Annotated in this window: 17 protein-coding genes, 1 tRNA gene and 3 pseudogenes; 6 read left to right on the top strand and 15 right to left on the bottom strand. The window is 60.8% G+C overall.

What is annotated here, in order from left to right; all coding sequences use genetic code 11:
* Positions 1-127 precede the first annotated feature (127 nt).
* Entirely contained in the window at positions 128-1375 is a 1248-nt protein-coding gene (locus JG739_RS06020) for an ROK family protein (protein WP_202365675.1), read from the top strand.
* A 219-nt stretch (positions 1376-1594) separates the two neighbouring features.
* Here the strand turns inward: JG739_RS06020 and phoB are convergent, their stop codons facing one another.
* The 6 genes from phoB to JG739_RS05990 form a co-directional block, all read right to left on the bottom strand.
* Entirely contained in the window at positions 1595-2284 is a 690-nt protein-coding gene (gene phoB / locus JG739_RS06015) for a phosphate regulon transcriptional regulator PhoB (protein ID WP_031254097.1), read from the bottom strand.
* 16 nt (positions 2285-2300) lie between these two features.
* Positions 2301-3008 (bottom strand): phosphate signaling complex protein PhoU, encoded by a 708-nt coding sequence (gene phoU, locus JG739_RS06010; protein WP_202365674.1) that lies wholly within the window; start codon positions 3006-3008, stop codon positions 2301-2303.
* Positions 3009-3044: 36 nt separating this feature from the next.
* On the bottom strand, positions 3045-3860 hold the full coding sequence (pstB, locus tag JG739_RS06005; RefSeq protein ID WP_202365673.1) for a phosphate ABC transporter ATP-binding protein PstB: 816 nt from the start codon (positions 3858-3860) through the stop codon (positions 3045-3047).
* Between the two features lie 12 nt (positions 3861-3872).
* A complete protein-coding gene (gene pstA / locus JG739_RS06000; RefSeq protein WP_202365672.1) occupies positions 3873-5486 on the bottom strand; it encodes a phosphate ABC transporter permease PstA in 1614 nt (537 codons plus the stop codon).
* Positions 5479-6867 (bottom strand): phosphate ABC transporter permease subunit PstC, encoded by a 1389-nt coding sequence (gene pstC, locus JG739_RS05995; RefSeq protein ID WP_202365671.1) that lies wholly within the window; start codon positions 6865-6867, stop codon positions 5479-5481. Before pstC ends, pstA begins: the two co-directional genes overlap by 8 nt.
* Positions 6868-6986: 119 nt before the next feature.
* On the bottom strand, positions 6987-7991 hold the full coding sequence (locus tag JG739_RS05990) for a PstS family phosphate ABC transporter substrate-binding protein (protein ID WP_202365670.1): 1005 nt from the start codon (positions 7989-7991) through the stop codon (positions 6987-6989).
* A gap of 1439 nt (positions 7992-9430) precedes the next feature.
* On the opposite strand from JG739_RS05990, the gene JG739_RS05985 reads away from it, so the two are divergent.
* The 3 genes from JG739_RS05985 to JG739_RS35230 all read left to right on the top strand — a co-directional run bounded on the left by JG739_RS05985 (position 9431) and on the right by JG739_RS35230 (position 11079).
* Entirely contained in the window at positions 9431-9688 is a 258-nt protein-coding gene (locus JG739_RS05985; protein ID WP_202365669.1) for a hypothetical protein, read from the top strand.
* 423 nt (positions 9689-10111) lie between these two features.
* Complete coding sequence (locus JG739_RS05980; RefSeq protein WP_202367732.1) at positions 10112-10327, top strand: hypothetical protein; 216 nt, start codon at positions 10112-10114, stop codon at positions 10325-10327.
* A 575-nt stretch (positions 10328-10902) separates the two neighbouring features.
* Positions 10903-11079: a hypothetical protein gene (locus JG739_RS35230; RefSeq protein ID WP_244749716.1), complete on the top strand. Its 177-nt coding sequence runs from the start codon at positions 10903-10905 to the stop codon at positions 11077-11079.
* A 52-nt stretch (positions 11080-11131) separates the two neighbouring features.
* Here the strand turns inward: JG739_RS35230 and JG739_RS05970 are convergent, their stop codons facing one another.
* The 6 genes and pseudogenes from JG739_RS05970 to JG739_RS05955 all read right to left on the bottom strand — a co-directional run bounded on the left by JG739_RS05970 (position 11132) and on the right by JG739_RS05955 (position 14504).
* Positions 11132-12016 (bottom strand): glutathione S-transferase family protein, encoded by an 885-nt coding sequence (locus tag JG739_RS05970; protein ID WP_202365668.1) that lies wholly within the window; start codon positions 12014-12016, stop codon positions 11132-11134.
* A gap of 28 nt (positions 12017-12044) precedes the next feature.
* The gene (locus JG739_RS05965) at positions 12045-12626 is read right to left on the bottom strand and encodes a VOC family protein (RefSeq protein WP_202365667.1); all 582 of its coding nucleotides are present in this window, start codon (positions 12624-12626) and stop codon (positions 12045-12047) included.
* A 185-nt stretch (positions 12627-12811) separates the two neighbouring features.
* On the bottom strand, positions 12812-13231 hold the full coding sequence (locus JG739_RS05960; protein WP_202365666.1) for a type II toxin-antitoxin system HicB family antitoxin: 420 nt from the start codon (positions 13229-13231) through the stop codon (positions 12812-12814).
* A gap of 5 nt (positions 13232-13236) precedes the next feature.
* A pseudogene (locus JG739_RS35225) lies at positions 13237-13317 on the bottom strand (type II toxin-antitoxin system HicA family toxin); the annotation flags it as partial.
* Positions 13318-14199: 882 nt separating this feature from the next.
* A pseudogene (locus tag JG739_RS35220) lies at positions 14200-14280 on the bottom strand (transcriptional regulator); the annotation flags it as partial.
* A gap of 17 nt (positions 14281-14297) precedes the next feature.
* The gene (locus tag JG739_RS05955; protein ID WP_095495279.1) at positions 14298-14504 is read right to left on the bottom strand and encodes a ribbon-helix-helix domain-containing protein; all 207 of its coding nucleotides are present in this window, start codon (positions 14502-14504) and stop codon (positions 14298-14300) included.
* Between the two features lie 630 nt (positions 14505-15134).
* On the opposite strand from JG739_RS05955, the gene JG739_RS05950 reads away from it, so the two are divergent.
* Positions 15135-15617 (top strand): hypothetical protein, encoded by a 483-nt coding sequence (locus tag JG739_RS05950; protein WP_202365665.1) that lies wholly within the window; start codon positions 15135-15137, stop codon positions 15615-15617.
* A gap of 517 nt (positions 15618-16134) precedes the next feature.
* On the opposite strand, the gene JG739_RS05945 is transcribed toward JG739_RS05950, so the two are convergent.
* The 3 genes and pseudogenes from JG739_RS05945 to JG739_RS05935 form a co-directional block, all read right to left on the bottom strand.
* Positions 16135-16209, bottom strand: a tRNA-Glu gene (locus tag JG739_RS05945).
* 91 nt (positions 16210-16300) lie between these two features.
* Positions 16301-16709, bottom strand: a pseudogene (locus JG739_RS05940) (VOC family protein).
* The gene (locus JG739_RS05935) at positions 16706-17083 is read right to left on the bottom strand and encodes a fimbrial protein (protein ID WP_202365664.1); all 378 of its coding nucleotides are present in this window, start codon (positions 17081-17083) and stop codon (positions 16706-16708) included. The pseudogene JG739_RS05940 and the gene JG739_RS05935 overlap by 4 nt, the downstream one beginning before the upstream one ends.
* A gap of 26 nt (positions 17084-17109) precedes the next feature.
* Between JG739_RS05935 and JG739_RS05930 the strand changes: the two genes are divergently transcribed.
* Entirely contained in the window at positions 17110-18195 is a 1086-nt protein-coding gene (locus tag JG739_RS05930) for an RluA family pseudouridine synthase (RefSeq protein WP_202365663.1), read from the top strand.
* Positions 18196-18223 lie beyond the last annotated feature (28 nt).

The raw sequence follows: 18223 nt of genomic DNA, 5'->3' as shown, positions 1-18223 counted from the left end.
TCCTGTTGGCTTTTTTTCGAGGCTCGGAATAAACAATGACAGCCCCTTCTGCTTCTGCCAGTATTTGTCGGACATTACCGACGGCTTCCGATTCAAGAGCGGCCGCGGCAATGAGGAGGAACAAAAAATGTCGGTTGGAATCCGTCATGACGATTTGCGCCGGCGCAACCGGGCGATGGTGATTTCGGCGGTGCGCCGCGCAGGCCAGCCGTCGCGGACCGAGATCGCCGCAATCACCGGCCTCAGCCATTCGACCATATCGGCGATCTCTTCCGACCTGATCCAGGAAGGCATATTGGCCGAGAGCAAGGCGAGCGAGACGGTTTCGCTGAAACGCGGCCGGCCGCAGGTCGGCCTCAGCCTCAATCCGCAAGCCGCTGCGGTGTTGACAGTTGTGTTGTCGCTGAATTTCCTGTCGGTCGCCGTCATCGATTATGCCGGAAAAGTGGTCGCCGAGGAACAACGCCGGCTGGACACGCTGACCATGTCGCGTGACGCGCTGATCGGCGAATGTATCGCCATCGTCCGGCGCCGGCTCGAAGATCCCGACCTCGACGTCCAAAGCGTCGCCCGCATCGCGCTGGCGATCCAGGGCATCACCGATTCCCATGCGCGCGCCATGTTGTGGTCGCCGATCACGCCGCAGACGAACATCGCCTTCGCCGACATTCTGGAACGCGAGTTCGGCATCCCGGCCATCATGGAGAACGACTGCAACATGATGGCCGTAGCGCTGCGCTGGCGCCACCCGGATCGCTACCGTGACGATTTCATCGCCATCCTGCTCTCGCACGGCATCGGTATGGGGCTGGTGCTGAAGGGCGAGTTGTTCACCGGCACCCACTCCTCAGGCGGCGAATTCGGCCACATGATCCATCGGCCGGGCGGCGCGCTTTGCCGCTGCGGGCGGCGCGGCTGCGTCGAGGCTTATGCCGGCAATTACGCCATCTGGCGCAACGCAAGGCAATTGAGCGAGGACGCCGAGCCGGTCGCCGATATCAGCGACGCCGAGATGCGGGCCCTGGCGGCCCGGGCGCGCGAGACGGACGGACCGGAGCGCGAAGCCTACCGCAAGGCCGGCGAAGCGCTCGGCTTCGGGCTCGGCAGCCTGTTCGCGCTGATCGATCCGGCGCCGGTGGCCATGGTCGGCGCCAGCGCTGCCGCCTTCGACCTGATCGAGCCGGCGCTGCGCGAGGCCATTGCTCAGACCGCCGGCGGCCAGCATTCGGGTTCGATTTCCTTCGACACCGAGCCCAACGAGCTGCCGCTGATCCGCGAAGGCTGCGCCATGCGGGCGCTGAGCTTCGTCGACCAGGAGATTTTCGCGCCCGGCGCACAAGGGAAGTCCGGCACGATCAGGAGAGACGTGGCTTGAATTGACCCGAAAGAGTACCGGAGTATCCACCGTTGGTTCCTTGGACCATCGCAGACATTCGGGATTGGCCGAAATCCTCCCAACTTCGTCATCCCAGGGCGAAGCAGGGCTTGCTCGGCCCAAGGATGACGAAGCGATGGGCGTTTCAGCTAATCGCGAAGGCCTGCGATCCGCCAACGCAAGTACGCCCGACCTGTCAGAACTTCCGCGCCGAGGAACCTAGTCTTCCCTGATCGCATAGCCTGCGCCGCGGATGGTGCGGATGACGTCGGGCATGCGACCATTGTTGACCGCCTTGCGCAACCGGCCGACATGGACGTCCACCGTGCGCTCGTCGATGTAGATCGTCTCGCCCCAGACATTGTCGAGCAACTGACTGCGCGAAAAAACCCGGCCCGGATGCCGCATCATGAATTCGAGCAGCCGGAATTCGGTCGGCCCGAGCCGGATCTCGCTCTTCTTGCGATAGACCCTGTGCGATTCGCGATCGAGCATGATGTCGCCGACCTTGAGCACGCTGGACAGCACTTCCGGCTTGGCGCGGCGCAGCAGCGCCTTGACCCTGGCCATGAATTCCGGTGTCGAGAACGGCTTGACCAGATAATCGTCGGCTCCGGTCGAAAGGCCGCGCACCCGGTCGCTCTCCTCGCCGCGCGCGGTCAGCATGATGATCGGCAGCCGCTCGGTTTCGGGACGCACCCGAAGGCGCCGGCAAAGCTCGATGCCGGAAACCGCCGGCACCATCCAGTCGAGCACCAAAAGATCGGGCACGTTTTCCTGCAGCCGGATTTCGGCCTCGTCGCCGCGCGTCACCACCTCGACCTGATAGCCTTCGGATTCAAGATTGTAACGGAGGAGGACGCCCAGCGGCTCTTCATCCTCCACCACCATGATGCGCGGCGCGATCATCGGCCGGTCACTCCTGTCATGTCGCCGGCGCCGACATCGTCGTTTCGTCGAGCTTCGGGCGATCCGCCGGCAATTGCTGCCCGGTCACGACAAAGTAGGCGTTTTCGGCGATGTTGGTGACATGATCGCCGATACGCTCGAGATTCTTGGCGCAGAACAGAAGGTGCGTGCAGGCGGTGATGTTGCGCGGATCCTCCATCATGTAGGTCAGGAGCTCGCGGAAAACCGCCGTGTATTTCACGTCGATCTTCTGGTCGTCGGCGCGCAGTTCCTTCAACGCGCCGGCATCGCGCGCCACATAGTGCTCGACCACGCCGCGGAGCTGCACAAGAACCAGATCCGCCATCGCGTCGATACCGTGCGACAGATTCCGCGGCGTCGCGCTCTGCCCGACTGCGCTGACCCGCTTGGCTATATTCTTGGCCAGATCGCCGATGCGCTCGAGATCGCCGGCCATGCGGATTGCGCCAACCACGGCGCGCAGATCCTGCGCCATCGGCTGCCGCTTGGCGATAAGCGTGATGGCGCTGTCGTCGAGCTCGCGCTGCCGCGCATCCATGATGGCGTCGTCCGAGACGACGCGCTGCGCCATCGCATTGTCCGACGCGAGCAGCGCGCGGATCGAAGCTGCGACCATTGCGGCGGCGAGCTCGTCCATGTCGCGGATCAGGCGGTCGATATGCTCCAGTTCCTCGTCGAAAGAAGCGACGGTGTGTTCACCCATGGTGCTGTCCTCGTGTTCGAAATTCGCCGGACCCGCTCAGCCGAACCGGCCGGTGATGTAGTCCTGGGTGCGCTTGTCGTCGGGGTTGGTGAACATCTTGTCGGTCGCGCCCTCCTCGACCAGATAGCCGAGATGGAACATCGCCGTGCGTTGCGACACGCGCGCCGCCTGCTGCATCGAATGGGTGACGATGACGATCGTGTAGTTCTCGCGAAGTTCATCGATCAGTTCCTCGACGCGGGCGGTGGCTATCGGATCGAGCGCCGAACAGGGCTCGTCCATCAGGATCACTTCCGGCGACACGGCGATGGCGCGGGCGATGCACAAGCGCTGCTGCTGTCCGCCGGACAGACCGGTACCCGACTCGAGCAGGCGATCCTTGACCTCGTTGAACAGGCCGGCCTTCTTGAGGCTCGATTCGACAATGCCGTCCAACTCGGCCTTGCTCCTGGCCAGGCCGTGAATGCGCGGACCGTAGGCGACGTTTTCATAGATCGACTTCGGAAACGGGTTCGGCTTCTGGAATACCATGCCGACGCGGGCCCGCAGCTCGACGACATCGATCTTCGGGTCGTAGACATCCTCGCCGTCGAGCGTGATTTTGCCGCTCACCCGTGCGATATCGATCGTGTCGTTCATTCGGTTCAGGCACCGCAGGAACGTCGACTTGCCACAGCCCGATGGCCCGATCAACGCCGTCACCTGATGCTCGCGGACATCGAGATCGACGTCGAACAGGGCTCGCTTCTCGCCGTAGTGAACAGAGACCTTTTCGCCCTTCATCTTGATCGAAGGGGCGTTGGTTGCGCTGCTCAGTTTCTGCTCGACGCCGGCTTCCGTCATGAAGTTCATATCCTCTACTCCTTACCAGCGCCGCTCGAAGCGCCTGCGCAGTATCACCGCGATGGCATTCATGATGACCAAAAACACCAGCAAAATCAAAATCGCCGCCGAAGTCTTCTGCTGGAACCCGGCTTCCGGGAAATCCGCCCACATGAATATCTGCACCGGCAGGATCGTCGCGGGATCGGTGAAGCCGCCGGGAATGTCGACGATGAAGGCGACCATGCCGATCATCAGCAACGGCGCGGTTTCGCCCAGCGCATGCGCCATTCCGAGGATGGTGCCGGTCATGATGCCCGGCATCGCCAGCGGCAAGACGTGATGGAATACCGTCTGGACCTTGGACGCTCCGATGCCGAGCGCCGCCTCGCGGATCGACGGCGGCACGGCGCGCAGCGAAGCGCGCGAGGCGATAATGATGATCGGCAGGGTCATCAGCGCCAGCACCATGCCGCCGACCACCGGGGCTGAGCGCGGCATGCCGAAGAAATTCAGGAATACGGCAAGCCCAAGCAGGCCGAAGACGATCGAAGGCACCGCCGCCAGATTGTTGATATTCACTTCGATCATCGTCGTCAGCCGGTTCCTGGGCGCAAATTCCTCAAGATAAATCGCCGCTGAAACGCCGATCGGGAAGGCGATGGCCAGCGTTACGATCATGGTCAGGAACGATCCGACGACCGCGCCCCAGACACCGGCCAGTTCCGGCTCGCGGCTTGCGCCGGTGAAGAAGAAGATCGAGTTGAACCGGCTTTCGATCAGGCCGGCGCTCTTCAGCATGTCGAGCCAGACAATCACCTTGTCCGAAATCTTTCGCGATGCTTCCGGCGTCTCGATGACGCGCAGGAATGCCTGGCCGCTCGCGGCGGGCGCCGTGCTGTCCAGCGCCTCGATCACCGTGCCCTTTGCGATCACTGTACCGTTGGCCGCAGGCGACAGCGCGGTCAGCTTGACCGTGCCGCCATTGAACGCGACCAGCAGCGACGACGCGCCGCTTGTCAGCGTGAGCATGCCGTTTTCCCCCTCGGTCGCACCATGGCCGCGCGCCAGCGCCAGCATGGCATCGTCGCCGAAGGTCAGATCGATGTCGCCGCTGGTTTGCGAAGGCGTGACGCTTGTCGAAATCGCTTCGTCTGAACCGACGTCGGCAAGCAAACCCTTGAGGTAGAGGTCGGCAAAATCGTCAAGTGGAACCGCATAGTCCACCGTTCCTCCGAGCATCCCCGGATCAGCCGCAATATCCTTGCGCAGGAACACGCCTGTGCCGGTGGAAATCAGCCCGCGCAGCAGGCGCTTGTCCTGGCGGCTCGTCACATTAGGAAATTTTGCCGTAAGCGCTTCCTGAGCGATGGCGTCGTAATTCACCTCATCGAGTTTCGCCGGGTCGACCTTGGCCGCCGAAAGATCGATCGGCAGCGTCACATAGTTCTGCCGCAGCGCAGGAATCGCCTGCGTGACGATCGTCGACAGGAGCAGCACAAGGAACAAACCGGCCAACGCGACAGCTGCGGCGCCAAGCCATTTGAACCACGTTTCCGTGCGGTAGCGGCCCTTCAGCCGCGCCTTCGCGGCATCGTCGGTATGAATACTGACCGGCCGTCCGACGGCGCCGAATGACGAGATCGCATCAGTCATATTGCTCTCGGTATTTCTGGACGACGCGCAAAGCGACGATGTTGAGGGTAAGCGTGATGCAGAACAGCACCAGGCCGAGTGCGAAGGCTGCAAGCGTCTTGGCGCTGTCGAACTCCTGATCGCCCACCAGCAGCGTCACGATCTGCACGGTCACGGTGGTGACCGCTTCGAGCGGGTTGGCCGTGAGGTTTGCCGCCAGCCCCGCCGCCATGACGACGATCATTGTTTCGCCAATTGCGCGGCTGACGGCAAGCAGCATCGCCGAAACGATGCCCGGAAGGGCAGCGGGAAGGACCACCTTGCGGATGGTTTCCGACTTGGTCGCGCCAAGGCCGGCTGAACCGTCTCTCAGGGATTGCGGGACGGCGTTGATCACATCGTCGGACAGCGAGGAAACGAAGGGAATGATCATGATACCCATGACCACGCCTGCGGCGAGCGCGGATTCAGACGCGACGTTGAGGCCCAGGCTTTCGCCGATGCCGCGGAAGTAAGGCGCAACCGTCAGCGCGGCGAAGAAGCCGTAGACGACGGTCGGAATGCCGGCGAGGATTTCCAGAACCGGCTTTGCGACCGCGCGGACGCTTTTGGAGGCGTAATCCGAAAGGTAGATCGCGGCCATCAGCCCGATAGGCGCAGCCACCAGCATAGCGATGAAGGTGATGAGCAACGTGCCGGCAAAGAGTGGCACCATGCCAAAAATGTCCTCGTTGACCGCCCCGGCCTCGGCTCCCGCGCCGGTGAAGGCGCTCTGCGGCGACCAATGCGTGCCGAACAGGAACTTGTAGAACGGCACCTGTTGGAAGAACCGCAGGGACTCGAAGATAAGCGACAGGACGATGCCGATCGTCGTCAGGATCGCGACAACCGAACAGGCGATCAAGAATGCGCGAAGAATGCGCTCGACCACGTGGCGCGCCCGGTAGGCCGGTGCGATGCGCGAATAGGCCCAGTAAAATCCGGACGCGGAAAGCACGAGCGCGACGGTCCAGATGATCCAGGTGCTGGTCGCATGGACCGATTTGTAGAGGGCGGCGGCCGCCTCTTTCGTGGGATCGGCGAAGCCGACAAGCCCGCCAAAGGCCATCGCGCGAGCGTCGCGGATGAAAGCTTCGACCTGCGGGACGCCCATTCCCGACAACTCGGAGGAGAAGCGGTCGGCAATGATCGACGATTCGATTCCCGGCGTCACCAGCGACCACAACACGATCGCAAGCAGCGCCGGACCGGCAGCAAAAAGCGCCAGAAACATGCCATGCTGGCCAGGCAGCGAATGCAGTCGCGCGACCTCGCCATTGACACTGGCAATGGCGCGGGTCCGGCCGATCCAATAGGCCGCAGCGGCCAGGACCAACAGAAGAACAACGAGATAACCGACCATGATTCGGGACGTCCCCTCGACCGCCGGTCATTCACCGGCTCAAAGCACGGGACCTGTGATCCCGCGCTTTGTGCTTTTAGGATATGAGGGTCAGAGCGACACGCTCTGACCTCGAAACATCAGGAGCCCATGCCCTTGAGGGCCTTGGCGTCTTCGGCCCACTTGGCGCGCTCGGCGTCCGGCAGCGGGATCAGGCCCTTGTCGGCCAGATAACCATCAGGACCCCATGCAGCCTCCGAGGTGTACTCGGCGATGAACTCCTGCATGCCGGGGATGACGCCGACATGCTCTTTCTTGGCATAGACAAAGAGCGAGCGTGAAACGCCGTAATCGCCGGATGCGATGTTCTCGAAAGTCGGCTCGACGCCGTCGACCTTGTGGCCCTGCAGCTTGTCGGCGTTCTGGTCAAGGAACGAGAAGCCAAAGACGCCGAAGGCATTGGGGTTGGCTTCCAGCTTCTGGACGATCAGATTGTCGTTTTCGCCGGCCTCGACAAAAGCGCCGTCTTCGCGGATCTCGCCGCAGCCCTTTTCATTAGCCGCCTTCACTTCTTCCTGGCAGGCCGCGTCCATGACCAATTCGACGAATGCATCGCGCGTGCCGGATGTCGGCGGCGGACCAAGCACCTCGATCTTTGTCGCGGGAAGCGACGCATCGACATCCGACCAGTTCTTGTAGGGGTTGGGGACGACCTTGCCGTCAACAGCGACGTTCTTGGCGAGCGCCTTGAAAATCTGCTCCTTGGTCAGATCGACGACAGTCCCTGCCTTCGAGTTGGCCAGCACGATGCCGTCGAAGCCGACCTTGATTTCGACCGGCGTCACGCCGTTTGCCTTGCAGGTTTTAAGCTCGCTGTCCTTTATGGCGCGCGAGGCATTGGTGAAGTCAGCGGTATTTTCGCCGACGCCTTGGCAAAACAGCTTCATGCCGCCGCCGGTGCCAGTCGACTCGACGACCGGGGTCTTGATCTTTCCGCTCTGGCCGAGCTTTTCAGCGACAGCCGTCGTGAAGGGGAACACTGTGGACGAACCGACGATTTGAATCTGGTCGCGCGCGGCGGCATAACCAGCCGACGCGGCGAGCGCAAGCGCCGCGGCCGACGCCGTAAGGAGGAATTTTTTCATGTGGCCTGCTCCTGTTCGGAAAATGGTCTCTCGGCGCCATTCCGTCGGCGCCCGCTGAGGCCATAGACCCCGATTATTACAGTCACATGACAGTTTGATGTCAGCCCGGTAACCGCCGTACAGCCCTGTCAAAAAGGGAGGGCCGCGCTCTCGCCGCTACAGCCGTGGTTTGCCGCTGGAATCAGCAGCTTGCGCGATTTGCGGCCGGCATTTGCCCTCGACAGGCGAAACGATTGGCCGAAAAAGAAAATCCGGGCGGGAGCGCGTTGCATGCGGCCAAGGAGGTCATGGCCGCGCCATCGCCGAAGCAGGTCCGTTGGGGTAAATCTGACCCTGCTTCTTGCCGGCGGTCGCTGCTCCCGCCCGTAACTGGAGGAGCGGAACTCGAATGCGCTTATTGTTCCAACCGGACGCATGCTTTGATATGGTGCGATCGCACCATAGTCTTGTGGCAACGCGTCGCCGAATCGGCTGACGCTGTGGGCTGACGTGGCTATCACGCGTTGCGCTGGACTTCTCCCTCGGCGCCGAGTTCTTCGAGCAATGCGCCTCTGGCTTGGGGCTGATGGGCATGGGCTGACGGGCTGGGGCCGCGCCAGGGACGCTGGGCGCATTTTGCGGATGATCCCCAGCGAAATCGATTCCGATTCTCCGGGTCATGCGCTAGCCTTGCCCGCAGTGTATTGCGACGGTTGTCGGTAGAACCGAAGCCGCGTTATAAATCCCGCAAGGGTGTTGCCGATGTTGGGACGGATCCTGCCTTTTTTCTTGTGCCCGATGTTGCTGTTAGGCGGCGGCTGCTCGCGCAGCTACGATGGCACTGTCGTCATTCCAAGGCCGCTCGATGTCCGGCGGTTCTGGGACCGACCGCCGCAGCAGGCGCAAGCCGAACAGCCGCAGTTTTTGCAGACCGATGTCTTTCCTGCGGCGCCCGAAACGCCGGAAACAGCGGCGGCCCGCAGAATCGACACCCCCGTTGCGCCGAGAAGGAAAATCACCAGGATTGCCAAAGTTGCGCCGACGCCGTCATCAGAGCCGGCGAAACCGCTCACCTGCAGGAACGTCAGCCAACCCGGAAAACGGGTCCGAATGGTCTGCGAATAGCCGGCACTCAAGCGCTGGCAGCTAAGAAAGTACGCCGCCCTGAAAACGTTGCTGCGCACCTGACGCAGCGGTTCGGTCAGACGCGCAGACCCAGGGCATGAGCCGACTGGTGGGTTTTGGGCTGCCTGATCGGCGTTGCCAGCAGCCGCGTTGAACCTTATCCGGCCTTCGACGTTAAACGGTTATTGCAGCGCCGCGCGTCGCTTTTGGACGCACAAGCAAGCTGTAGCGTTTTTTGGTTGGCGCATGGTCCTTTCCGATCCGAAGGGCAGCGGAGCAGAGAGCGATCCCGCTCCCTTGGGTGATGCGCTGGATGGTCAAAGGAGACCGAACACATGTCGATTCACCTCACTGTCTCGGACGTGACCAGAAATCTGTTTCACTTGCCCAGAAATCTGCTTCACTCGCCCAAAAATCTGTTTCACTCGCTGACACTGGACCATGAGCGCGCGCCGAGACCTCTCAGCCCTGAGCAAAGTCTTTTGCTGGAATGCTATCTGGCCGGTCAGATTCCGGAATCGGCCTGGAGCGACTACGTCTTTGAGACGCCGGAGTTGGCACGCCATGTCAATGCGAGACGCGGGCAACACTGATACCCGGTCCAACCGGGAACCGGTCCGATCGATCGAGGTGACGACAATCGCCAAGTCAGGCCGCGGCTTCCCGGGTCAATAGCCCTTGAGACAAAAAGGCCGGCACATGGCCGACCTTTCCTTCCACCACCTCGACCGCGCCAGTACATCCGTGGTCACGAGTTGGAGGTGAATTGCCGACCAGTAGACAGGGATTTGGTTAACGAATCCTTAACCGACGGGAACTGCTCATCGACGCGACGTGGCACCGATCTGATTTGCGTTTTCGTGATCAGTGCGGAAAGTCGTCTTTAAATGCGGCATATATTATTAATCGTTGTGCACCAACGTGTTAGCGTGTGAGGCAGATCGAAGATGCATGTCGCGCAAAAGCATGCCCCTCGGGCCTGATCCGAGGCTGCGCAGCGGTTTTGCGATAACGACATGCATAAAAAACAAGAACTTGAAGCGCGTCGCATGAATCCGTTCAGCCACGACGCGCTTTATCATATTCTGGAAGTCGATTTATGGCCGTACTCGGCGCTCTCCCTCCTGGCGTTCGCTGTCGACCAATTCGCGAAGCTGATTGGGAAGGAGTGGTCGACTGCCTGTGCCGGGGCTTTCCGCAGCGTGACCGGAGCTACTGGGTACGGGCGCTGACCCGTTTGTCGCAGAGGCCTGCCGTCGCCGAGTTCCCACAATACGGCTGGGCCTTGGAGAAGGCTGATCGGATCGTCGGCGTTGTGCTGACCCTGTATACAATTTATCCCGGCCCGCAAGGCGACGAAGTCCGCTGCAACCTTTCAAGCTGGTCCGTCGACGCAGAATTCCGCCCTTATGGCGCCAAATTGGTTACGACGATTCTCAAGCGAAGGGACGTGACCTACACGAATATTTCGCCGGCGCCCGCAACCTTGAAGGCCAACTGGGCGCTCGGCTTTCGCCCCTTCACCACCGGACAATTTGCCTTCCTGCCGGCTTTTGGTTCGGCGCAGCGGTCATGTCGAGTGCTTGAAGCTCGTCCCGATCTTGCGGAAATGACGATGCTGTCCGACAGCGAGCGATACATACTCTCGGAACACTCAGCACTTGGCTGCCGGTCATTGATTTGCATTTGCGACGGAGCAGCGTTTCCTTTCGTATTGATGCCGCGCAGGATATTGCGCGGTCTTATCCCATCCTATCAGATCGTCTATTGCCGCTCTCTCGCGGATTTAAGCCGGTGCGCCGGTGCCATGGGGCGCTTTCTCTTGCGAAGCGGCATCCTGTTTTGCGTCGTCGACGCCAGGGAGCCGATTGCAGGTCTGTTCGGGTGGTACCGCGCCAACAGCGGGCTGAAATATTTTAGGGGTCCCAGACCACCCTCGCTTGGCGATCTGACGTTCACCGAGCTTGTGATGTTCGGTCCTTGAACGCCAAGCGCGACCGACCACTCCGCACTACGCATCCAATGGAGCGAAAGCCTCACGCGCCGGCCTGCGACTTCACATAGGCGATATAGCCGCGCACGTCGGCAGCCGGCTCGGCATAGGCCTTGCCGAGCTTCTTCTCGATCGCCGCCATGTACTCCTTCGCCCATTGCGGCAGCGCGTAGTCGATGGCTGCCAGGAATTCGAGCGTCGCCGCCAGGCGGATGTCGGCGATCGACGGGTTCTTGCCGCCGATGAACGGCTTGCCGTTCCTGAAGAAGCTGTGAAAGACCTCCAGCGGCTCGGCTATCGCTTCAATAGCCGCCTTCTGGGCTTCCGCCTTTTTGTCGGGATGAGCATCGCTGTGGCCGACCTCGCCGGCATATTGCGGGAAATTCAGCGTGGGATAGGTGGCGCGCGCGACATAGGGGTAGAGCGTGCCGATCAGGTAGAACATGGCGCTGTCGATCATCGCCCGCTTGGCCGGCGCCTTGGGATACAATTTCTCCAGCCCGTGCTTGTTGGCGAGATACTGCATGATGGCGCAGCTTTCCCACAACACGCCCCTGGGCAGGCCCTTGTCCTCGATCATCGGCGTCAGATGGGCTGGGTTTCGTGCCATATACTCGGGCGAGCGCGTGTGGCCCCATACGTCGGTCTCGGAATGGTCGAGCCCCGCCGCGCGTGCAAACACCCGAACGCTCATATTGTTGACGCTCGGCTTCAGCATGCTGAGCGTCAGCGCGGGCTTCTTTCCTGATTTGGTCTTCCGCGCGGATTTCGCGGATGCCTTGGCTGCAGGTTTTGCGGCGGCTTTCGTTGCCGACTTGGCGGAAGCTTTCGATGCCTTGGCGGCAGGCTTTGTCGCGGCCTTGGCAGCTGGTTTCGTGGCTGCCTTGGCAGCCGGCTTCTTCGCACTTTTCGTTGTTGTCTTTGCCATTGTGTTCCTCCCTCTGTTTGGCCTGTCGTCAGTATGGATTTTTCGGCGTGCGGTCCTCCGACAAAGTCGCGCGCGAGCGCTCGACCAGCGCCTGGATCGCGTCGGCAAGATGCACTTCGGCGATTGCATAGTCGCCGCGCGCGACGCGAAGCTTGTGCGCCTGCATCAGCACGTCGGCATGGGTGAAGCCCGCCGGCGGCTCGAAACGGTAGGAAGCGAGCTCGATCAGCAGGCCGAGCGGATCCTCGAAATAGATCGAATCCATAAAACCGCGATCCTTGACGCCGCTGTGCTTGATGGCGCGCTCGTCGAGCCGGGCGACCGCCTGCAGGAAGGTGACGCGGGACACCGCAAAGGCGATGTGATGGACGCAGCCCGTATCGGTCGGCGTGCGCCGCTTGACTGGCGTGCGGCTCTCGTCGGTGAAGATGGTGATCAGCCGGCCGTCACCCGGATCGAAATAGAGGTGGCTTTCGCTGGCCTTGTCGAGATTGGGCTGCTCGAAGATGAAAGGCATGCCAAGCACGCCTTCCCAGAAATCGATCGAGGTCTGGCGCCCGGCGCCGACCAGCGTGATGTGATGGACGCCTTGCGATTGCAACTTCTGCATTGGCCGTCTCCCTGGCAGCCGGACGTCGTCGTCGTATTCACCTCGCCCCGGTGCCGCTCGCGATTGTGCTGCCTTGTGCCTGGCACAAGGATTATCAGGCGATGCTAAATCAACCGGCGACGATGCGCCAGAAGCCAGGCACATAGGGACGCTTGCAGTGGAGGGCCTTGGTAAGGCAACGGTAGCTAAGCGCTGCGAGCCTTTAGACCGCCCTCAAGCTCGATGATTCTTTGAGCCGCCTTCGCGATAAAGCCGGACCGGGTAAAACCGTGCGCCTCAGCAAAGGCGTCAATTTGGCTTAGAACATCTTCAGCGAGCGTGATGTTCACGCGGACAGCTTTCTTGGCCTCGGTCTTCGCCGCAACCAAAATTGCAACGCCGTCTCGATTATCGGCGTCGGCCATGACATCTTCCAAGCTGGAGGGTTCTGGAATGGCTTCGCCATCTTCCACAAGCCCTTCGATGTGAAAGGCAAGGGCCTCCTCAGCCATGGCACGAGCGTCGTCCAGATCGGTGCCGGCGGTGATAACGCCGGGAAAATCAGGAAAGGACACACCGAAGTCGCGGTCGGTATCCTTATGGATCAATCCGATATACTGCTTCATTGTATCTACCTCAGCTTCAGACCGGATTGACGTTCAATGCTCCGCAAGGTTCCCAAAGGAATATCCCTTTTGGGGTGTGGAACCGTGCCGCTCCAAGGCGATGACTGGATGCATGAAGCCAAATTCCACGGCTACCGCTCCCAGATCATCATCGACGCCGGCTTAGGCGCTACCCAGCCGTAGGCGGACTCACAGCTCGTTGTGTTTTCGCGACCGCTGGCCTGCCTCTGCGATCCGATCCTGGCAAGATACTGTCACCTACGAGACGGTCTTCGGACGATAGTTTGGGCGGTATGAAAGGACCGGTAGCGCCGATCTCACCCAGCCAATCCTCATAGCCTGCGTTCATTTTGGATTTCAGATCATCTGGCTGATCTATCCCGGATCGAAACAGGCTTATGAGGCGCCGCCCAAAGTGATCTCTGGCTGGATGGCCTTTGGGAATTCCTGCCTCTGTGCAATAGTCGTTGAGAACCCTTGCCAGCGTTGCGAGTTGCTCGGAGTCTAGATGATCGTCGAATGACATCGCTTTATCCCTTGTGGGGCGAAAGCGTGATCGACTCTTCCAAGCGCCAACGCCCGTTCAGTTGGTCAGCGACATGCCTTCTGTACGCTTTGTTAGCGTATTAGCGAGTCAAATCGGACGGGGAGCGGCAAACCGAGCCTCTCCCAGTCAGAGCAGGTCGAAGCTGTGTCCGCTGCGGTGGGGCGGATGCGGATAAAATCACCCTGCTTAAGCAGATCATCAGCGGCCGGATAATATTTTTTCAGCCGACGGAACGTTTTGTACCCGCCCAGTGTTATCATCCTGATCCCCGCATAGGGATCATAAAGGGCCTTGTCCCCTCTTGGCCCGAGTTTGAGTCCGCTGTCTCCCGGAAGTGTCCAGCTGCGCAACGTTCGCGCTTTTGGAGCCGTCGACAGCGGACCCGACGCTCAGTGACCGCCAGCATCCTCGACGCGCAGTGTCATTTCTTCCTCAACCTCACGCCGGCGCCGCCGCCATTCTCGGGGATGAACTCGACGCCGGCAGATTCGAGCGCTGCGCGGAAAGTCGCCCAGGGTTTCACTCGGCTTTCAGTACCTGGTGTCTGATCAACCAGTCACGGATGATCAATCGGACGGCTTCAGGTCGCGAAACATCATGCTCGGCAACAAATTGATCGACGCCCGCCAGCATGTCCGGTTGAAGGCGGACCATGATCGGCACACCCTTTCCAGTTGGGGCCGGGCCGCGCCGTTTCTTTGATACCACGGTTTCTTGCTTTGGCATAAAACTCTGATATCAGAATTCCCGTTCTTGCGGAAGCGCTACAGCCTCACACACAACCGAATTGGAGAAGATCCGATGCCGAACACCCTTGTTCGGGCAGCCGCCGAAGGTATGCCCCGATGTCAACCGCCGCCGCCTGCTTAACCTGTCAGGGGCAGGCCTCGCTCGCCGGCCGAAAAGCAGGCTATCGAAAAGAAAAACCGATATCCTGCCATCTTCTGTTGACGGGTCGGGTTGTCATCGGCGCGCTCGCGCTTCCTCAACGTTAATTATCCATGTCCACGTAGGACCTGCCGATAGTCGCAGGAAGGGGCAGAAATGCAAGAAGACTGCCTGGGAGTGCCCGCTGGCCTCACTGCGGCAGGCTTCATTGCTTCTGTTCGCTAAAATTCGTGGGGGTTTATTCGGCTTAAGGTGCTTGATTTTGCTGGAACCCCTGTTACCGCCGTGAAAGGGCAGAAAACCACTACCGTTCATGCCTAATGCCGAACCCTCGCAAGGCGCTGCAGCAGTCTGCAATTTCTTTGAACGGCATTTGCGGATTTGAAGGCGGATTTGCTTTAGCCTCGCAGGAGCGGTCTCAAAGGAACCGTCCATATGCACCGTACTTTCCGGGGAATCTTGGCGACAATGTTGATTGCCTATGGTGTCGCAGACGCTGCCGGCTACGCGCAGGCGCAAAATCTGCTCACCATCACCGCACCAGTCTCCGGTCAGACTGTTGATGGGACGCTCTCCTTTTCCGGGACGGCTTTCGTCAACAGTATTACACGGCGCGGTACTATTCGCGGACAGACCAACACTGGGGTCGAATGCCGAGGCACGACCACTGCCAATCTTACCTTCTCGCGTGGAGAAGGAACGATGGTTTGCGGGCAACTCTCAACCCGATTCGTGTTCTCGCTGACCAGCAGACAACCCCCGGTTGGCACAGGAACGGGAACCCCTTTCCGACGGGCGCAAAGTGGTGTTGAGAATAGGACAATGACCGCAAAACGACTGGCACTAATTGATGTCCTACTCGCGGCGCACGTGGCTTTCACCCGTTTGGCCCAGTTGCCAGAACCGGTCTTGGTCGCGCCATTTCCGGTTATTGGCGGGACGGACCATTAGCAGACATTTAGCACCAGGATTGGTGCTGTTGTCGAGGACGGGACCTGCAGAGCCCTGAGCCTTGAGCGGATCGTGAAAACCTGGACGAGAACTGGTCGTCGCGTGGTCGTATTGCGACTTTGCCGGCAGCTTGTCGGGCGAATGCTGGTGCCGCTTGCAGCGAGTTTCGTTCACCATAGGTCATCAATACGCAGCGGGTACGAAAGCCGTTGGGCTGCGAGGTCGAGTTCGACGCTCATGCAGACGCACTGAGTTTTCGACGCTGCATTGATGGAGAGCTGCATGGAGGCCTTAGCGGTTCGCACGCCTCCGCCTCCCCATCCACAGCCGGATTGATGTGAGAGGATTTTGCACCCCCCGCGACGGCAATGGGGCGAGGATCCGCCTTCGACTCCTGCACCAAACATTGGGCTCGTCTGGGCCGGACTAGGCACAGAAATAGCCTGCGGCAGCGGTGCATTTCGGGTCACTTATCGGGACCGCAGATCTCGAATTATCATTAAGTTATTGAAATTGCTGGTACGCCCAAGGGGAATCGAACCCCTGTTCCCGCCGTGAGAGGGCGGTGTCCTGACCGCTAGACGATGGGCGCGTTCAAGAACCGGCGATATAGGCTGACGGCTGGGAAAAAGCAACTGGGCTTCGGGCAGGTCTGTCGTGCCGGGAAAATATCCGTTGCGAGGCTAGCGTTTTGGCTCGATCAGATCCCAGAGATTTCCATGGAGATCGGCGAAAACTGCCACAGTGCCATAGGGCTCAACGCGAGGTGCCTCGCGGAATTGAACGCCTTTTTCGAGCATTGCCGCATGGTCGCGGACAAAATCGTCGGTTTCGAGAAACAAAAAGACGCGGCCGCCGGCTTGGTTGCCGATGCGGCTCGCTTGCATATCGTCCGACGCTTCGGCCAGCAGCAGCCGCGCGCCTTGTCCGTTCGCCGGCGCCACCGTGACCCAGCGCTTTGCCGCCGCCGAGATCGACGTCCTCGGTGAGCAAAAAGCCCAGCCTGTCGACATACCAGGCAATCGCCTTGTCGTAATTGGCAACGACAAGCGCGACGGTGGCGACGCGGCGATTTTTCGCAAACGCAGTCATTTGTTGCGGATCGAAAAGCGACCGATGATGCGGCGCTCAGTGATGTCGTAGACAAAAATGGCGCGGCTGCCGTCGGCAAGCTCCGCATCGATGGAGACGCGGTTGCCGGAAAGCGACTGGCTGATGACCTTGGCGCCGACCGGCAGCACGATGTCGCCGGTCAGCGGCTCGCCTGATGGCACCTGGATATCGCCGGCAAGGGATGGGGCTTCCGGTGGCGCGCTGCGCGTTTTGTAGACAAGCGCTGCAATCACCACCATAAGGGCGAGGAACAGCAGGCCGAGATTGATGGCGACGAAGCGGACGAGCTTCTTGCGCACCTTTTCGACTTCGGGGTCGAGCGGCTTTTCCTCGTCTTCATCGGCAGCAGCCATGGCAAAACATTCCGGAACGATTTTCGATGAGCGCTCATAACGAAGAGACCCCGACATTGATAGGGGATGGATTGAGTACGGGCGGATCGCCAGACATTGGATCGCCAGACGTGGGATCAGTCGTGCTGGAAGCAGGCCCCGATGCGGCCGGCCAGCGGCTCGACCAATGGCTGGCGGGCAAGCTCGGCCCGGACATGTCGCGCAGCCGGGTGCAGATGCTGATCCGGCAGGGCGCCGTCAAGGTCGGCGGCCAGCCGGTCAACGAGACCAAACGCAAGATGGCGGCCGGTGACCGCGTATCGGTCGACATGCCGGAGCCGGAGCCGGCGCAGCCGCAGGGCGAGAATATCCCGCTCGACGTCCTCTATGAAGACAATGAATTGATCGTCATCGACAAGCCGCCGGGGCTGGTCGTCCATCCCGGCGCCGGCAACTGGACCGGCACGCTGGTCAATGCGCTGATCCACCATTGCGGCGACAGTCTTTCCGGCATCGGCGGTGTGCGGCGGCCGGGCATCGTCCACCGCCTGGACAAGGAGACCAGCGGCGTCATGGTCGTGGCCAAGACCGACCGCGCCCACAAATCATTGTCGGAAGCCTTTGCCGACCATGGCCTTACCGGCGATCTCAAACGCGCCTATCTGGCGCTGGTCTGGGGCATACCGATGAGACCGACAGGCACGGTCGACGAGCCGCTTGGCCGCGCCGCCGACCGCGTGCGCCGTGCCGTGGTGCCGGAGGGCCGCGACGATGCCCGCCACGCCGTCACCCATTTCACGGTCGTCGAGCGCTTTGGCGAGCAGCAAAAGGAGTTTGCCATGGCGAGCCTGGTCGAATGCCGGCTCGAGACTGGCCGCACCCATCAGATCCGCGTCCATATGGCTCATATCGGCCATCCCGTCGTCGGCGACCCCGATTACGGCCAGGCCTTTCGCACCAAGGCGAACCGGCTGCCCGAGCCGCTGAAAGGCCAGGTGAAGGCCTTTCCGCGACAGGCATTGCATGCCCGCCTCCTTGAATTTCGGCATCCGACTACCCATTTACCGATGAGGTTCGAGGCGCCGCTACCGAGCGATATGGAGGAACTCGTGGACGGCTTCCGCAGACTCTGAACCGGCTTCATCCATTCAAAACCAGATC

Origin of the sequence: Mesorhizobium sp. L-2-11, from assembly GCF_016756595.1 — a bacterium.
Lineage (GTDB): Bacteria > Pseudomonadota > Alphaproteobacteria > Rhizobiales > Rhizobiaceae > Mesorhizobium.
The sequence above is the reverse complement of the archived record's forward strand: the minus strand, read 5'-3'. Positions and strand labels throughout refer to the sequence as shown.

Bases quoted from the DNA above. Each gene is read 5' to 3' on its own strand.
- pstB (WP_202365673.1), bottom strand. From the start codon at position 3,860: ATGAACTTCATGACGGAAGCCGGCGTCGAGCAGAAACTGAGCAGCGCA.
- JG739_RS05990 (WP_202365670.1), bottom strand. From the start codon at position 7,991: ATGAAAAAATTCCTCCTTACGGCGTCGGCCGCGGCGCTTGCGCTCGCC.
- JG739_RS05985 (WP_202365669.1), top strand. From the start codon at position 9,431: ATGTCGATTCACCTCACTGTCTCGGACGTGACCAGAAATCTGTTTCAC.
- phoB (WP_031254097.1), bottom strand. From the start codon at position 2,284: ATGATCGCGCCGCGCATCATGGTGGTGGAGGATGAAGAGCCGCTGGGC.
- JG739_RS06020 (WP_202365675.1), top strand. From the start codon at position 128: ATGTCGGTTGGAATCCGTCATGACGATTTGCGCCGGCGCAACCGGGCG.
- phoU (WP_202365674.1), bottom strand. From the start codon at position 3,008: ATGGGTGAACACACCGTCGCTTCTTTCGACGAGGAACTGGAGCATATC.
- JG739_RS05955 (WP_095495279.1), bottom strand. From the start codon at position 14,504: ATGCCAAAGCAAGAAACCGTGGTATCAAAGAAACGGCGCGGCCCGGCC.
- JG739_RS05935 (WP_202365664.1), bottom strand. From the start codon at position 17,083: ATGGCTGCTGCCGATGAAGACGAGGAAAAGCCGCTCGACCCCGAAGTC.
- pstA (WP_202365672.1), bottom strand. From the start codon at position 5,486: ATGACTGATGCGATCTCGTCATTCGGCGCCGTCGGACGGCCGGTCAGT.
- JG739_RS05980 (WP_202367732.1), top strand. From the start codon at position 10,112: ATGCATAAAAAACAAGAACTTGAAGCGCGTCGCATGAATCCGTTCAGC.
- JG739_RS05930 (WP_202365663.1), top strand. From the start codon at position 17,110: ATGAGCGCTCATAACGAAGAGACCCCGACATTGATAGGGGATGGATTG.
- JG739_RS05970 (WP_202365668.1), bottom strand. From the start codon at position 12,016: ATGGCAAAGACAACAACGAAAAGTGCGAAGAAGCCGGCTGCCAAGGCA.
- JG739_RS05965 (WP_202365667.1), bottom strand. From the start codon at position 12,626: ATGCAGAAGTTGCAATCGCAAGGCGTCCATCACATCACGCTGGTCGGC.
- JG739_RS05950 (WP_202365665.1), top strand. From the start codon at position 15,135: ATGTTGATTGCCTATGGTGTCGCAGACGCTGCCGGCTACGCGCAGGCG.
- pstC (WP_202365671.1), bottom strand. From the start codon at position 6,867: ATGGTCGGTTATCTCGTTGTTCTTCTGTTGGTCCTGGCCGCTGCGGCC.
- JG739_RS35230 (WP_244749716.1), top strand. From the start codon at position 10,903: ATGGGGCGCTTTCTCTTGCGAAGCGGCATCCTGTTTTGCGTCGTCGAC.
- JG739_RS05960 (WP_202365666.1), bottom strand. From the start codon at position 13,231: ATGAAGCAGTATATCGGATTGATCCATAAGGATACCGACCGCGACTTC.